Consider the following 14,847-nt stretch of genomic DNA (forward strand, 5'->3'; position numbering starts at 1 on the left):
GGTCCCCCTGTCCATGTTTTGTTGGGGTTGGGGGCAGACCGCAGGCCTGCCCCGAAAGGCCGGGTTTATTCCGACTTTGACGCCTTGAACGCCTCGACGATGGCCGCGCCATCCGGGCCCGCTGCCTCAAGCCATTCGGCGGTCATGGTTTCGCCGATCTGCTGCAGCTCGCCTTTCAGCTGGTCGCTGGCCGGCGCAACGCTCATGCCACCATCGCGAAGACCTTTGAGAGTGAAATCGGTATATTGAACCGCGCGCCAGGTGCCTGCGTATTCGGCCAGATCGGCGCAAGCCTGCACAACCGCCTTGTTGCCATCTGACACACCCGACCAGACATCGGAATTCACCATGATGTAGTTGCGCGGCAGCCAAGCGTCGACTTCGTAGAAGTGGTTCAGGCTTTCCCAGACCTTGCGGTCATATCCGGTGGCGCCCGAGCTGACCATCGAGTCGGCCACGCCGGTGGCAAAGGCCTGGCTGATCTCGGCCGCTTCGATGGTGACCGGCAGCATACCGGTCAGTTCCGCCAGACGCGCCGTGGCGTTGTTGTAGGAGCGGAACTTGACCCCCTCCATATCCGCGACCGAGTTTACCTCGTCCCGGAAATACAGCCCCTGCGGCGGCCAAGGCACCGAATAGAGCAACGTCAGGTTCTGATCGGCCAGCACGTTTTCCAGCGTCGGTTTGGCGGCGTTCCAGAGCTTATCGGCATCGTCGAAAGACGTTGCCAGGAAGGGAACGGAATCCACGCCGAAGATGGCATCTTCGTTCTGATGCCCTGACAGCAGCCGCTCACCGATGGGCACTTGCCCGGTCTGGATCGCTCGCTTGATCTGCGCACCGGGGAAGAGCGAGCCGGACGGATGTGTCACGATCTCGATCTCTCCTTGTGTGCCGGTGGTCACGCACTTGGCGAACTCCGCGCCGGTCACCGAATGGAAGTTCGAGCCGGAATAGGCCATCGGCATATCCCATTTCTCGGCTAGAGCCGGTGCGGCACTTGCCGCGGTCAGGGCCGTGGCGGCCAGCAGATGCGTAAATCTTTTCATGTTCTTTCTCCCTATTTTGGTTTTGTCGGCTTGTTGGTTTTTGTTATCCCGCCTTTGCGAAGCGTGCCGGTGAATAGACGCTCAGGTCAATATTTGGTTGCCTGCCCGAGATGATTTGCGCCAGCAGGCGCCCGGTTTTCGGCCCACCAGTCAGGCCAATATGGTGGTGGCCAAAGCCGGTGAAGGCCCCCTTGATACCCGGCACTTCGCCGATCACGGGGATCGAATCCGCCGGGGCCGGGCGATGGCCCATCCACTCGGTCACATGCGCCCCGCGCAGACCCGGCAGCGCCTTGATCGCGTTGCGGTGCAACAATTCCAGCGGCGCGCGTGAGGGGCCTGCATCGAGCCCGCCGAATTCGACCACACCGGCAAGACGGACTCGACCCTCCATCGGTGTCACGACGAATTTGCCACCCGCGATCATCACCGGCGATTTCGGCATAACCGAAGGTTCCCAGAATTCCAGATGATAGCCTCGCTCGGATTCCAGCGGCACGTTCAGTCCCAGCTTGTTAGCCAGCGGGCCGGACCAGGCGCCGGTGGCAAGGACGGCCGCGTCGCAGTCGATCGTCTCTCCGCCTGCCCGTATGCCGGTGAGTGATCCGTTTTCCTGAACCACATCCTCGACATCGGCGCGCAGAAAACGGCCACCTTGCGTCTCAAGGTGGCGGGCAAGCGCCTGCACATAGGCACCGGGGTCAGAAATCCGGCCATGGTCGCCCAGCCGGATCGCAAATGTCAGATCTTTGGAAAACGCCGGATCATAGGCATGGAGGTCCGCGCCCTCCATTTCTTGCCACTGAAAACCGTTTGCCTTGCGCAGGTTCCATACAAACGCGTCGCCATTGAAATGCGCGCGGTCGTCATAGAGGAACAGATAATCCGAGGGGTGAATATAGTGCTCGGCCCCCGTACCCGCAGCCAATGCCGTGTGATCCTCAAGGCTGTCTCCGACGATAGGGGTCAGGGCCGAGGCGATGCGTGTGGTGTCGTCGGCATTGGCATGGGAGAGGTATTTTCCCAGCCAGGGCAGCAGGCGCGGCAGGTAGCCATAGCGCAGGAACAAGGGTTGATTGGCGCTGAACAGCATCTTCGGCGCCTTGGCGATCAGGCCCGGCGTGGTGACCGGCACCACCGCGCAGGATGCCAGCACGCCGCCATTGCCATAAGACGTGCCCTCGGCCGGGCCCTTGCGGTCGATCAGGATGACGTCATGGCCTGCGCGTTGCAGCCAGATTGCCGCCGACACCCCAACGATGCCCGCGCCAATGATGGCCACTGTTTTCCGGTCTGTGGTCATTGCTGTCTCCCACCGGGTGCGTCTGTGCCGCACACCGATTCTCCGGGACACAGGATCGCACACATTGACAAAACGTCAACAAAATGTTTACAAAACATCTGAATTAGATGGAGCACGCGCATGTCAGATCCCTCTCTCGGACCGGTGGTATCGTCGGCCCATCTGGCCGATGGCAGCTTTCCCGAGGTCAGCGAGTTCGAGTTCGGGCTGATCATCGCGAGCCACGCCTTTGGCCGCTGGACGACACGCTGCATGGCGGCGGCGGGGTTTGCGGACCTGTCCTCGCTCGAAGTGTGCGTCTTGCACACGGTGCGCCATCGCGGCAAACCCAAGAAACTTGCGGATATTTGCCTTGTGCTGAATGTCGAGGACACCCACACGGTCAATTACGCGATCAAGAAACTGGCCAAGGCGGGGCTGGTGCGTGAAGGCAAACAGGGCAAAGAAAAGACGGTCGAGGCCACCGAACAGGGCGCAGACGCTTGCGATCGGTACCGTGAAATCCGCGAAGCGTTGCTGTTGCGCGCGATGAACGAGGTTGGCATCGAAGCGGAACAGATGGGCCGGTTGTCCGCATTGATGCGGCTGATGTCCGGCCAGTATGACCAAGCCGCGCGGGCAGCGACGGTATATTGACCCTGCCTGGTTCATTCGGGCGTCCTGACTGCGTAATGGTTCAGCTTTTCGATATCCGGCACCGCGCCCAACCCTGCTCCGCCCGGCACGATCACATGACCCTCAGCAACCGGGAACGGCGTCTCCAGAATGTCTTCGCGCAGGTAAAAGCTGGCCTGATAGAACTCGCAGCCCAGCGTGATCTCCGGGGTCGCGGCGATCATGTGAGTTCCTGCCAGATGGGCCAGACCGGCCTCGAACATATCTCCGCCATAAGCCGTCAGACCGTTCGCCGCGGCGATCCGGGCTACCGTCTGGCCGCGACCCAGCCCGCCAGATTTCATGATTTTGATTGACACCCCATCGCAAATACCTTCGCGCGCGGCGCGGGACATGTCTTCTGGGCCGAAGACGCTTTCATCGGCCAGCAAGGGAACCTCAGTGGCCGCGCGCAGGCGCGCCATCATGTCGAATTCAGCCGCGCGCACTGGCTGCTCAATGAAATCGGGCCGGAACTGCGCCACGTCGCGCACACGGTCCATGGCTTCGCCGATTTCCAGCCCCTGATTATAGTCGACGCGCACGCGGAAGTCGGGGAAATCGCGGGCGATCCGCTCCAGCCGCATGACGTCAAAAGCGTGGTCGCGAAAACCGGTTTTCAGCTTGATGATCCCGACGCCATTGTCGCGCAGGCGCTCCATCAAGGCAATGTCGGCGTCGAAATCCGGGTTCGCGATCGAACAGCTGAGCGGGATTCGGCTACGGCAGCGCCCACCCAGTAGGGCCCAGACCGGCACGTCGGAGAGATGACCGGTCAAATCCAGCAGCGCGCTGTCCAGCGCCGCCTTAGCCTCAGTGCAATGGGCGACTGCGCGTGCCACCTGACCCATGATCGCAGAGCGATCCGCAACGAGACGCCCGACAACCAAAGGACGCAAGTAGCGGTCAAGCGCGGCATAACTTGCCTCGGGCGTGCCAGTGAAGACCGACCAGGGTGAGGCCTCGCCAAATCCTTGCGTCCCGTCTTCGCAAGTCAGCCGCAGGATGATGACCTCGCAACTGCCCTCGACACGGCCGATGCCGTGATCCCGTGCCGATCGCACCGGCAATGCCAGATGCCACAGATCGAAACCGGTAATGCGCTGATCAAGGTTCGACACGCCGTACTCCCTGCCGTTGGGGAAGTGTGCGCGGCAAACCTCATCATTTCCAATATTATGTTTTTGCCAGGGTATCATGAAATCTTATACACTCTACCCATGCAGACCAATTTCCGCCAATATCAGGCCTTTCACGCGGTCATCGACACCGGCACCGTGACCGGCGCTGCCGAACAGCTTGGCGTGTCGCAGCCCGCGATCTCGAACCTTCTGGCTCAGTTGGAGCGCCGGACCAAGCTGCGCCTGTTCGAACGCAGCCGGGGCCGGTTACTGCCCACGCCAGAGGCGGTTGTTCTGTTCGACGAGATCGATACCATCGTGCGCGGGCTGGACCATGTAAACCAGGCCGTTGTGGACCTGCAGAACCAGAAAGCGGGGCAATTGCAGGTGGCGACCAGTCACGCGATGGCCTTTGGGTTCATGCCCGGTCAGATCGCACGCTTCACCGCCAACAAGCCGAACCTGACCATCGCATTCCAATCGCAATATTCCTCGAAAATACAGGAGTGGGTGATGGCCGGCTTGTTTGAGATCGGGATCTGCGAACTACCAGTACGCCATGACGGGCTGCACAAGATCCCGTTCTTTTTTGAGATCGTCTGCGCCCTGCCCGAGGGCAGCAAGCTTGCCGAACATGAGGTGCTGACCCCTGCCCTGCTAAGCGACGTGCCCTTCATCGTGATGGGGGCCGATCACATGGTCAACCGCCGCGCCCGCGAGGCATTTCACTCGGTCGGCGCCCATTGGCGGGTGCGCTGCCAGACAGATCTGTTCCGCAATGCGCTCAACATGGTGAAAGAGGGTCTGGGCGCGACTTTTGTCGATCCCTTCACCTTGTCGAGCGATGATGGCAGCGGCTATGTGCTGCGCCGTTTCGCGCCGCGCATCCTGCTGGATGTGGTGATCGTGACCGCGCGGGAACGCCCACTTTCCACTATCGGCAGCCAGTTCCTGGAACAGATCTCGGAAAGCATGGCTGCGATGGCGGTCAGTTGAAGCGGCCCCTGTCCCGGTCAGACCGGTTTGAACTTCTGGCTGGATGGGTCGTAATATTCCAGCCCGCCGGCCCCGATATCGGTCCAGAGTCCGTGCAGGCTTAGCGTGTCATTCTCGACAGCCGAGGCGACGAAGGGAAAGCTCATCAGGTTTTCCAGCGAGGCCACAACCGCCTGTCGTTCGAACTGGCGCGCCTGTTCCTCGCCATCCTCGATGTCGGCCACCAGTTCGAATTTCGGTTTCAGGATGTCCATCCAGCGCCCGACAAAACTCTCCTTGGCTTCCAGCTGCGGCGCCTTGCCATGACACATGTCGATACAGCCCTGCACCCCGCCGCACTGCGAATGGCCTAACACGATCAGATGCGTGACCTTGAGCGCGGTCACCGCGTATTCAATGGCCGCACTCGTGCCGTGGTGATCGCCATCCGGCAGATAGGGCGGCACCAGGTTGGCGATGTTTCTGTGGATAAAGAACTCGCCCTGATCGGCCCCGAAAATCGAGGTCACATGTACACGGCTGTCACAGCACGAGACCACCATCGCGCGCGGGCGCTGGCCTTCGGTGGCCAGGCGCTGATACCAAGCGTGGTTTTCGGCATAGGTTGTAGCCTTCCATCCGTGATAGCGCTGCACCAGATAGCTTGGCAGGGGCCGGGCGTATTCCATATTCTCTGACCTGTCCTGTTCGTTCGGTTTCACACGCAATAATTCCTATTTGCCGCAAATTCGAGGTTTTTTGCACAGCCAAGGCAACCTTTTGCAAACCACTCAAGGCTCAGGATGGCCGCGTGCCGTGGGGGCACATGAATCAAGGGTGCGTGTGGTGGACAAGATTGTCGCATTGGTACAGGACGAATCCGTTCGTCTGGATCCCGGCCAAGTGGCCGCGCTTTATCGGGAATTGGGCGATTCGTCGGCCGAAGACGTTGTGTGTCGCACCGTCGAGGAACTGGCCGTTCGTCTGTCGGTCTGTGAACGGCTCTGGCGCAACAAGGACTGGTGCGATCTGCGCAAGAGCGCGCGCTCGCTGGTCGCTATCGCCGAGCAGGTCGGCATGGTGGCACTGGCCCGCGTGGCTGCTGACGTGACCGACACGATCGACAATGAGGATCCCGTGGCGACGGGCGCGACGCTCTATCGTCTGATCCGGGTGGGCGAACGGTCGCTGACTGCGATCTGGGACCAGCGTGATCTGATGGTCTGAGGGACTTGCGGGCGACAACGGTGAGGCTAGTCTGGGGCCAACTCCAATGACTGAGCAGACATCATGACCCTTGCCTTCGCCGATCAGACCGAAACCGCCTTGCCCGCGCATGTGCTTGAACAATCCGCGCTGGCGGGCTGGCTGGCCGATCAGGACAAGGTTACCCGCGACTGGGTCGCGGCCAACGGGTTCACAGGCAGGATCGGACAGGCCTTGCTGATCCCCTCGGCCCAGGGCGGGCCGCGCTGTGCCCTGCTAGGCTACGGAACGCCCGAAGGCCGGGCACGCAAGCGGTTCTGTTTGGCCGCTGCAGCCGAGAATTTGCCAGAAGGTATATTCCGGCTTGAAGCCGAATTGACCGGTGAAGCGCTTTCGGCTGAATGCTTTGGTTGGCTGATAAGCGGATATGCCTTTGACCGGTACAAGACAAAAACCGGCAGCAAGGCCCGTCTGGTGGCCCCCGGCGGGGTCGACCGCGCCCGGATCGAGGCAATGGCCAATGCCGAGGCGCTGACGCGTGACCTGATCAACACCCCTGCCGCCGATATGGGGCCGAAGCAGTTGCAGGCGGCGGCGCTCGCGCTGGCCGACGAGTTCGGCGCGTCCGCAAGCACAGTTCAGGGCGATGACTTGCTGGCACAGAACCTGCCGATGATCCACGCGGTCGGGCGCGCTGCCGAACAGGCGCCGCGTCTGATCGAACTCAACTGGGGCAACACCGGCCCGCACCTGACGCTTGTTGGCAAGGGGGTCTGTTTCGACACGGGCGGGCTGGACCTGAAACCGGCCTCGGCCATGGCGCTGATGAAAAAGGATATGGGCGGCGCGGCGAATGTGTTGGGTCTGGCGCGGATGATCATGGCGCTGAATCTGCCGGTGCAACTGCGCGTCCTGATCCCGGCGGTCGAAAACGCGGTGGCCGGAAACGCCTTCCGGCCCGGCGACATCCTGATCTCGCGCAAGGGGCTGACGGTCGAGGTCAACAATACTGACGCCGAGGGCAGGCTGGTGCTGGCGGATGCGCTGGCGCTGGCGGATGAGGACAGGCCCGATCTGGTCATCTCCATGGCCACGCTAACGGGCGCTGCGCGGGTAGCGGTGGGGCCGGATCTGGCCCCTTTCTACACCGATGACGAGACCGCGGCCCGCAGCCTCAGCGAAGCGGCAGCGCGGGTCGCCGACCCGGTCTGGCGGCTGCCGTTCCATACTCCGTATGAAAGCATGATCGAACCGGACATGGCCGATCTGGACAATGCGCCAGGCGGCGGGTTTGCCGGGTCGATCACCGCCGCGCTGTTCCTGCGCCGCTTCGTGACAGCCTCGCGTTACATCCATTTCGACATTTACGGCTGGCAACCGGCAAAGGCTCCGGCCCGTCCGAAAGGCGGGGCCGCGCAGGGCCCGCGCACCTTGCTTGAAAGCCTGCCCGCGTTGCTGGACCTATGAGCGATCCGCGCCTGACACCGATGAACACCCGGGTCGCCGCAGCCCATCTGTGCGATGTACCGGAGGGCGTGCGCCGGGTCGAGGGCTCTGCAAGACAGGTTAACCAACCGGTAATCGATCTGCTACGGTCGCCCGAGGGCAAGCGCGATCGACAACTGCTTTATGGCGAAACACTGCGCGTTTTCGAGGATCGCGATGGTTGGGCGTTTGTACAGGCCGACAAGGACCGCTATGTCGGTTATCTGCCCGCTGACACGCTGGCCCCGGTCACGCAGGCCACGCATTGGGTCTCTGCACCCGCGACCCATGCCTATGCGAAACCCGATATGAAATCGCCCGAGACCGCGTCGCTCAGCTTCGCCAGCCGGATGGAGGTTACCGAAGTCACCAACGGGTTTACCAAGACGCCGCTGGGCTTTGTGCCATTGGTCCATCTGTCGGGAATCAACACGCTGATGAGCGAACCGGTAACGGTGGCGGCAGGGTTTCTGGGAACGCCCTATCTCTGGGGTGGAAACAGCCGGTTCGGCATCGATTGCTCGGGATTGGTTCAGGCCGGGCTGCTGGCCTGCGGTATCGCCTGCCCCGGCGACAGTGACCTGCAGCAGGCGGAGTTGGGTCAAGCGCTGCCCGGTGGGACCCCGCCCGAGCGCGGCGACTTGCTGTTCTGGAACGGGCATGTGGCCTGGGTCGCCGACGCGCAAACCATTTTACATGCAAATGCGGGCCATATGGCGGTGGCATATGAACCACTGGAGGCAGCGATTACGCGTATTCAGACGCAGGGCGACGGGCCTGTCACGGCCCACAAACGGCTCTGATCCGTCGCGCGAAAGCTCAGTCGGGATCAATCGCACGGATCAGCTTGCGCTCGAGCACCCTTAGCACCGCTTTCAGGTCCTGCCCGCGCTTGAGGATTTGCCCATCCATCCCGATCACTGAATACATCCCTTGCCGATTGCGCAGCCTGGGCTGCTTTTCGACCCGATAGATCGGATGTTCGGCCGTGCGCCGGAAAATCGAAAATATGGCGCTGTCGCGGAGGTTTGAGATACCGTAATCCCGCCACTCTCCGGCGGCGACCATGCGCCCGTAAACCGAGAGAATTAGGCTAAGCTCGCGCCGGTCGAACGCGACCTGCATCTGGGCCTGTCCGGCGGGAAACCGGCTTGGAGGCTGCATGTTCATAGGTTCAGCCTTGCCGCATTTTCTTGTCAAATCAAGCCTGACGCGCTGGAATCACGGCAAACTGAGGCAATGGTGCACGCCGCGATCCGATCAATTCCCGGCCTGTGTGGTGCTCAACGATCCGCGCGCAGCCGCTCAAGGTTGACCACCGTCGACAGCATAAGCCGGTCATGGCTCCAGTCCTTTGGTGCCTCCAGAGAAGCGCCCGCAAAGGACAGAAATGTACCCATGACACAGGCAAGCGCGATCAGATGCCTGCGCGGGGCCGAAAGCTGGCTGGCCGTGGATTTAAGCGACAGCAGACGATTGGCCAGTTCCTGCCGGGCATCCTTGCGGCCAGCGCTCAGCAGCGCCACGTTCAGCCGCTGCGCCTGGGCAAGGCCCACCGATCTTTCGCAAAAATGCAGCAGGCAGCGTGCATAATCCAGCGGGGCGACCCGGTACCGGCTGACCACGGCCTGATCGCAGGCCAGTTCGCGCAGCCGGTTGAACCGCAGCTTGAGCAGGGTGAAGGCCGGGTTCCAAAAGAAGAACGGGCGCATCAGTTCGAACACGATCTCCCATTCGAGGTCCGATTGCCGGAAATGTTGCAGCTCATGTGCGATCGCAATGCGGCGGCGGTCGCTGTCCGAGATCAGATCCGAGGGCAACAGAACATGCCGCCGGAACACCCCGCGTGTCGCCATCGGCACCGCGATCCGGTCCGAAAGGCGGATATCCACCGGACCCACGCGTTTCCAGCGATAGCTATCCGCCAGCAGCCTGTGCAACTGCAGTGCAGACCGGGCCAGGCGCAGGATCGCAACCATCATCCCCGCTGCCAACAGCACGGCAACAATGGCGGGTCCTTTCGTATTCATCAGCAGAAAACGCTCGGTCCAGTTTTCTCGCGCGTTCAGAACCTCCTCGAACCGGATGGCATCCATGGCGATGTCACCGCGCAGATAGGCGGCAACCACCATATCGCTCAGCACGAGGCTACGGCCCGGCGAGAACAGCTCGACCGCGTGAGTTGCCGCGATGGCAAGCACGGGGCTGAGCAAAATCAGCACCAGAACAGTCTTCAGCGCTGCCAGTTGCAGGATGAACGCATGCCGCAGCGCGCTTTTGGCCGCGAGCGCTTGCAGCCCCAACCAGATGAGACATCCCAGAACAAGCATGATGTTCAGGTTGACGAAAACCTCAAGGATCTGTTTAGCCGCCATCATTCCGGAGCCTCCTCTCCACCAGCGCCCGAATTTCCTCAAGATCAGCCTCGGTCAGCCCGGCATCGTCGACAAGCCGCGCGACCAGGGTGGCCGGGGTGTCGTCAAACAGGGTCTGAGACAGGTTTTTCAATGAACGCGTCTGATAGGCGTCCTTTGCCAGAAGCGGCGTGTAGATCAGTGATTTGTTCTGCTTTCGGCTTTTGACGAATCCCTTGTCCTCGAGGATTCGCAGCACCGTCGCGGCAGAGGTATAGGCCAGCCCCCGCGAGGGAGGCAGTTGCCCAAGCACGTCGCGCACCGATCCTTCGCCAAGCTCCCAAAGCTCTGTCATGAACTCCAGCTCGACATCCGTCAGCAGATTTCCCGCTTTTCTTTTCCTCATTTCCGTCCAGCTACCAGTTCATTCACGCGCTTCGGGTCCAAACAAACCAGCATGGCGCGCATTCTCAAAGCCTAAACTTTCCAGAACACGAAAATTCCCCACCCGATCGCGATGAAGAGCGGGATCCAGATCGGCTGACCCATGATGCCAAGCCAGGCCAGAAAGATATAGACTGACCCCAACAGCGTGATGAACAGCCGGTCACCCAGCGTGGTGGTCAGACCCAGCACGCCCTTTCGTTCGATCCCGTCCCGGTACTTGACCCCTTCCAGCAGGCCGATCACCGCGATGGCGGAAAAGATACCGATGAACACCACCAGCGTTGCCGGTGTCCAGGCCATCCAGAAATCGGGCCACAAAGGGTCAGTCCAGGAAAAACCTTTCTCTTCGGGCTCGCCCACATTCCCCCAGCCTGCCTTCGCTTGCGCCATCGCTTGCAAAGGCAGCACAAGGGCGACGGTCAGTGTCAAACGTCCCAGCATCAGACCCTCCCCATCGCAAAACCACGCGCGATGTAGTTGCGGACAAACCAGATCACGATGGCGCCCGGAATGATGGTCAGCGTACCGGCGGCGGCCAGCAGACCCAGCTCATAGCCCGCGCTGGAGGCGGTGCGAGTCATGACAGCCGCGATCGGCTTGGCCTCGACTGCGGTCAGGGTCTTGGCCAGCAGCATCTCGACCCAGGAGAACATGAAGCAGAAGAACGCCGTGACACCGACACCCGCCTTGATGTTGGGCAGAAAGATCTTCACGAAAAAGGCCGGGAAGGAATAGCCGTCGACATAGGCGGTTTCGTCCAGCTCCTTGGGGATGCCGCGCATGAAGCCTTCCAGAATCCACACCGCCAACGGTACGTTGAACAGCGTATGCGCCAGTGCCACAGCCAGATACGTGTCGAAGAGGTGGATCGAGGAATAGAGCTGGAAGAACGGCAAGGCGAACACCGCCGCCGGGGCCATCCGGTTCGTCAAAAGCCAGAAGAACAGCTGCTTGTCGCCCAGAAACCGATAGCGCGAGAAGGCATACGCCGCAGGCAGGGCCACGCAGACCGACAGAATCGTGTTCAGCGTCACGTATATGATCGAGTTGATGTACCCCCAATACCAGGTCGGATCGGTGAAGATCGCGGTATAGTTCTCCAGCGTGAAGGTCTGCGGGAACAGTGAAAAGCCCGACAGGATTTCGTTCGTCGTTTTGAACGACATCGCCACCAGCCAGTAAATCGGCAGCATCAGGAACGCGATATAAAGGATCGGGATGACGGATCGTTTCTTCATTGTTGATCGTCCTTTGTCATCAAGACGTAGAATACCCAGCTGACCAGCAAAGTGATCGCGAAATAGATCAGGCTCATCGCCGCCGCCGGGCCGAGGTCGAACTGCCCGAGTGCGATCTTCACCAGATCAATCGACAGCAGCGTGGTCGAGTTGCCTGGGCCGCCCCCGGTCAGCACGAAGGGCTCGGTATAGATGTTGAAACTGTCCATGAACCGCAGCAGCACCGCGATGGTCAGAACCGCCTTCATCTTGGGCAATTGGATATAGCGGAACACGGACCAGGCGCTGGCCCCATCGATCTTGGCCGCCTGATAATAAGCGTCGGGGATCGACACCAGCCCCGCATAACACAGCAGCACAACCAGCGACGTCCAGTGCCAGACATCCATCACAACCACCGTGATCCAGGCTGAGATAGGCTGCTGAGTCATGTCATAATTGATGCCCAGAACGTCATTCAGGAAGTAGCCCAGCAGGCCGATCTTGGGCAGGGTAAAGATGTTCCACATCGAGCCAACCACGTTCCACGGGATCAGCATCGGCAGGGCCATCAGCACCAGACAGACCGGCACCCAGAACCCTTTGCGCGGCATCGAAAGCGCCACGATGATGCCCAGCGGCACCTCGATTGAGAGGATGATGATGGTGAACATGAACTGCCGCCCCAAAGCGGCCTGAAACCGGTCGGAGCGCAGGATCTGTTCAAACCAGCCCAGCCCTTCCCAGAAGAACTGGTTGTTGCCGAAGGTTTCCTGCACCGAATAGTTGACCACCGTCATCATCGGGATCAACGCGTTGAACGCCACCAGCGCCAGCACCGGGATCACGAACAGCCACGCTTTCTGGTTTTCGGTCTTCATGACGCGCGCTCCTGCGTTGCGATCCAGCCGTCGCGATAAACGCGGGTTTGCGCGGGTTTGAAGCTCAGACGCACTTCGCTGCCCTGTTCCGGAGCGTCATGGTCCAACACCGCTTTCAGAGGCGTCTGGCCCACCATTGCATCGACGACGAAATGCCGCCCGACATCGGACACTTTGGTGACATGGGCGGGCACGCCGCGGTCAGAGATCGCCACATGTTCCGGGCGCACACCCAGGGTCAGCGTGCCACCATCGCCGGTCACCGGGCCTTCCAAAGCAACTTCGTGCCCTTCGAACATGGCACGGTCGCCCACGGCCTGACAGGGCAGAACGTTCATGCCCGGCGAACCGATGAAGTGGCCCACGAATGTGTGCTGGGGCCGCTCGAACAGCTCTACCGGTGTGCCGATCTGCACCACCTCGCCCTCCTGCATCACGACCACCTCGTCGGCAAAGGTCAGCGCCTCGGTCTGGTCATGGGTCACGTAGATCATCGTGGCCTGCACCCGCTGGTGCAGCTCCTTGAGTTTCGAACGCAGTTTCCATTTCAGATGCGGGTCGATCACTGTGAGCGGTTCGTCGAACATCACCACATTCACATCATCGCGCACCAACCCGCGGCCCATCGAGATTTTCTGCTTGTTGTCGGGGCTCAGACCGGCGGCGCGGATGTCGAGCATCTCGACCACGTCCAGCATCTGCGCGATTTCCTGCACCCGCTGGGTAATCTTGCCGGGTTCCGCGCCCCGGTTCCTGAGCGGGAAGGCCAGGTTTTCCCGCACCGTCATCGTGTCGTAGATCACCGGGAACTGGAACACCTGCGCGATGTTGCGCTGATCGGGCGGCAATTGCGTCACGTCGCGATCATCGAACAGGATGCGCCCCTCGGACGGGGTGAGCAGCCCGGAGATGATGTTGAGCAACGTTGACTTGCCGCAACCCGACGGCCCCAGCAGCGCATAAGCCCCGCCGTCGCGCCAGGTCACGTCGATCTCTTTCAACGCGTAGTCATCCGGCCCTTTCGGGTTGGGATAATAGCTGTGTTTCAGGTTCGAAAGCGTGATTTGCGCCATGTCAGGCCACCAGTTTCCCGTCCTGCCCGAAATAACGGCAGTGACCAGGGTCCATGTAAAAGATGTGATCCTCGCCGATCTGATAGGGATGCACGCCCGAGGACAGCGAGACCCAGGCATCCGCGCCCAACTGGAAATGCGCGCTGGAATCCGAACCCGAAAGTTCGGTGACGATCACCCGGCCCTTGAGTTCGACATCCGCGTCGCTTGTCCGAGTTGGCAGCACCCGGTGCGGACGGATCGCTACGGAGTAAAGCCCGTCAGGCAAGTCAGCCGCCGCTCCGGTCAGCCTCCACGAGGCCCCACCTGAAAGCTGCGCCTCGCTGCCCAATTTAGTCACGGCAGCGGAATTGATCGGTGGGTCCGAGAAGACGCGCGCGGCGCTCAGGTTCTCGGGGTTGCGATAAATCTCGGATGTCGTGCCGAATTGTGTCACGCGCCCGTCATCCATCAGGGCGGTCTTGCCGCCCAGCAACAGCGCCTCTTCCGGCTCGGAGGTGGCATAGACAACCACCGCACCGCGCCCGGCAAAGAGGTCGGGTAGTTGTTCGCGCAATTCCTCGCGCAGTTTGTAGTCCAGATTGGCCAGCGGTTCGTCCAGAAACACCGCCCGGCTGTCCTTGGCGATGGCGCGCGCCAGCGCGGTGCGCTGTTGCTGACCACCCGACAATTCGCTGGGGCGACGTTGCAGCATGGGACGCAGTTGCAGCAGGTCTGCGGCCTCTTCCACCCGGCCCTCGATCTCGCTTTTGGTCATGCCCGCGACGCGCAGGGGCGAGGCGATGTTTTCAAAGACCGACATATGCGGATAGTTGACGAAGAACTGGTGCACCAGAGAGATGCGGCGTTTCTGCGTCGACTGTTTGGTGACGTCCTCGCCATCCATCAGGATGCGGCCGCTCGCCATTGGGTCAAGCCCGGCCATCAGTTTGATCAAAGAGGTTTTGCCCGCACCGGTCGCCCCCAGCAGGACGTTGAATTGGCCGGGCTCGAGCGTCAGCGTGGTGGGCTTTATATGGGTCACCTGACCCACGCGCTTCGTCACGTCGTGTAGTTCAATCATATTGCGAAGGTTCCAAGAT

General features: G+C 61.1%; 17 protein-coding genes. 5 read left to right on the forward strand and 12 right to left on the reverse strand.

From position 1 onward, the window contains the following. Window positions 1–65 precede the first annotated feature (65 nt). Together AB1E33_RS09720 and AB1E33_RS09725 are read right to left on the reverse strand one after the other, a co-directional pair. The gene (locus AB1E33_RS09720; protein WP_372577064.1) at window positions 66–1,049 is read right to left on the reverse strand and encodes a TRAP transporter substrate-binding protein; all 984 of its coding nucleotides are present in this window, start codon (window positions 1,047–1,049) and stop codon (window positions 66–68) included. A 43-nt stretch (window positions 1,050–1,092) separates the two neighbouring features. Beyond that, entirely contained in the window at window positions 1,093–2,352 is a 1,260-nt protein-coding gene (locus AB1E33_RS09725) for an NAD(P)/FAD-dependent oxidoreductase (RefSeq protein ID WP_372577065.1), read from the reverse strand. Between the two features lie 120 nt (window positions 2,353–2,472). On the opposite strand from AB1E33_RS09725, the gene AB1E33_RS09730 reads away from it, so the two are divergent. Further along, window positions 2,473–2,988, forward strand: a complete 516-nt coding sequence (locus AB1E33_RS09730; RefSeq protein WP_372577066.1) for a winged helix DNA-binding protein — start codon at window positions 2,473–2,475, stop codon at window positions 2,986–2,988. An 11-nt stretch (window positions 2,989–2,999) separates the two neighbouring features. Here AB1E33_RS09730 and AB1E33_RS09735 read toward each other — a convergent pair whose 3' ends face one another. Further along, window positions 3,000–4,127 (reverse strand): enolase C-terminal domain-like protein, encoded by a 1,128-nt coding sequence (locus AB1E33_RS09735; protein ID WP_372577067.1) that lies wholly within the window; start codon window positions 4,125–4,127, stop codon window positions 3,000–3,002. Window positions 4,128–4,226: 99 nt separating this feature from the next. Here AB1E33_RS09735 and AB1E33_RS09740 point away from each other — a divergent pair, with 99 nt between their 5' ends. Continuing rightward, a complete protein-coding gene (locus AB1E33_RS09740) occupies window positions 4,227–5,123 on the forward strand; it encodes a LysR family transcriptional regulator (RefSeq protein ID WP_372577068.1) in 897 nt (298 codons plus the stop codon). Window positions 5,124–5,140: 17 nt separating this feature from the next. Here AB1E33_RS09740 and AB1E33_RS09745 read toward each other — a convergent pair whose 3' ends face one another. Then, window positions 5,141–5,791: a carbonic anhydrase gene (locus tag AB1E33_RS09745; RefSeq protein WP_372577272.1), complete on the reverse strand. Its 651-nt coding sequence runs from the start codon at window positions 5,789–5,791 to the stop codon at window positions 5,141–5,143. Between the two features lie 148 nt (window positions 5,792–5,939). Here AB1E33_RS09745 and AB1E33_RS09750 point away from each other — a divergent pair, with 148 nt between their 5' ends. From AB1E33_RS09750 to AB1E33_RS09760, 3 genes are all read left to right on the forward strand, one after another. Continuing rightward, a complete protein-coding gene (locus tag AB1E33_RS09750) occupies window positions 5,940–6,329 on the forward strand; it encodes a hypothetical protein (protein WP_372577273.1) in 390 nt (129 codons plus the stop codon). Between the two features lie 63 nt (window positions 6,330–6,392). Next, a complete protein-coding gene (locus AB1E33_RS09755; protein WP_372577069.1) occupies window positions 6,393–7,775 on the forward strand; it encodes a leucyl aminopeptidase family protein in 1,383 nt (460 codons plus the stop codon). Next, window positions 7,772–8,596 (forward strand): C40 family peptidase, encoded by an 825-nt coding sequence (locus AB1E33_RS09760; protein WP_372577070.1) that lies wholly within the window; start codon window positions 7,772–7,774, stop codon window positions 8,594–8,596. The genes AB1E33_RS09755 and AB1E33_RS09760 overlap by 4 nt, the downstream gene beginning before the upstream one ends. 16 nt (window positions 8,597–8,612) lie before the next feature. On the opposite strand, the gene AB1E33_RS09765 is transcribed toward AB1E33_RS09760, so the two are convergent. The 8 genes from AB1E33_RS09765 to AB1E33_RS09800 all read right to left on the reverse strand — a co-directional run bounded on the left by AB1E33_RS09765 (window position 8,613) and on the right by AB1E33_RS09800 (window position 14,828). Further along, window positions 8,613–8,963, reverse strand: coding sequence for a DUF2794 domain-containing protein (locus AB1E33_RS09765; RefSeq protein WP_372577071.1), 351 nt, complete (start codon window positions 8,961–8,963; stop codon window positions 8,613–8,615). Window positions 8,964–9,076: 113 nt separating this feature from the next. Beyond that, window positions 9,077–10,171, reverse strand: a complete 1,095-nt coding sequence (locus tag AB1E33_RS09770) for a M56 family metallopeptidase (RefSeq protein WP_372577072.1) — start codon at window positions 10,169–10,171, stop codon at window positions 9,077–9,079. After that, on the reverse strand, window positions 10,158–10,553 hold the full coding sequence (locus AB1E33_RS09775; RefSeq protein WP_372577073.1) for a BlaI/MecI/CopY family transcriptional regulator: 396 nt from the start codon (window positions 10,551–10,553) through the stop codon (window positions 10,158–10,160). The genes AB1E33_RS09770 and AB1E33_RS09775 overlap by 14 nt, the downstream gene beginning before the upstream one ends. Before the next feature lie 71 nt (window positions 10,554–10,624). Beyond that, entirely contained in the window at window positions 10,625–11,035 is a 411-nt protein-coding gene (locus AB1E33_RS09780) for a DUF2160 domain-containing protein (protein WP_372577074.1), read from the reverse strand. Next, window positions 11,035–11,832 (reverse strand): carbohydrate ABC transporter permease, encoded by a 798-nt coding sequence (locus AB1E33_RS09785; protein ID WP_372577075.1) that lies wholly within the window; start codon window positions 11,830–11,832, stop codon window positions 11,035–11,037. The genes AB1E33_RS09780 and AB1E33_RS09785 overlap by 1 nt, the downstream gene beginning before the upstream one ends. After that, the gene (locus AB1E33_RS09790; protein ID WP_372577076.1) at window positions 11,829–12,692 is read right to left on the reverse strand and encodes a carbohydrate ABC transporter permease; all 864 of its coding nucleotides are present in this window, start codon (window positions 12,690–12,692) and stop codon (window positions 11,829–11,831) included. Before AB1E33_RS09790 ends, AB1E33_RS09785 begins: the two co-directional genes overlap by 4 nt. Next, the gene (locus AB1E33_RS09795) at window positions 12,689–13,765 is read right to left on the reverse strand and encodes an ABC transporter ATP-binding protein (RefSeq protein WP_372577077.1); all 1,077 of its coding nucleotides are present in this window, start codon (window positions 13,763–13,765) and stop codon (window positions 12,689–12,691) included. Before AB1E33_RS09795 ends, AB1E33_RS09790 begins: the two co-directional genes overlap by 4 nt. A 1-nt stretch (window position 13,766) precedes the next feature. Beyond that, window positions 13,767–14,828, reverse strand: coding sequence for an ABC transporter ATP-binding protein (locus AB1E33_RS09800; protein ID WP_372577078.1), 1,062 nt, complete (start codon window positions 14,826–14,828; stop codon window positions 13,767–13,769). Window positions 14,829–14,847 lie beyond the last annotated feature (19 nt).

The organism is Ruegeria hyattellae (assembly GCF_041537925.1).
Lineage (GTDB): Bacteria > Pseudomonadota > Alphaproteobacteria > Rhodobacterales > Rhodobacteraceae > Ruegeria_C.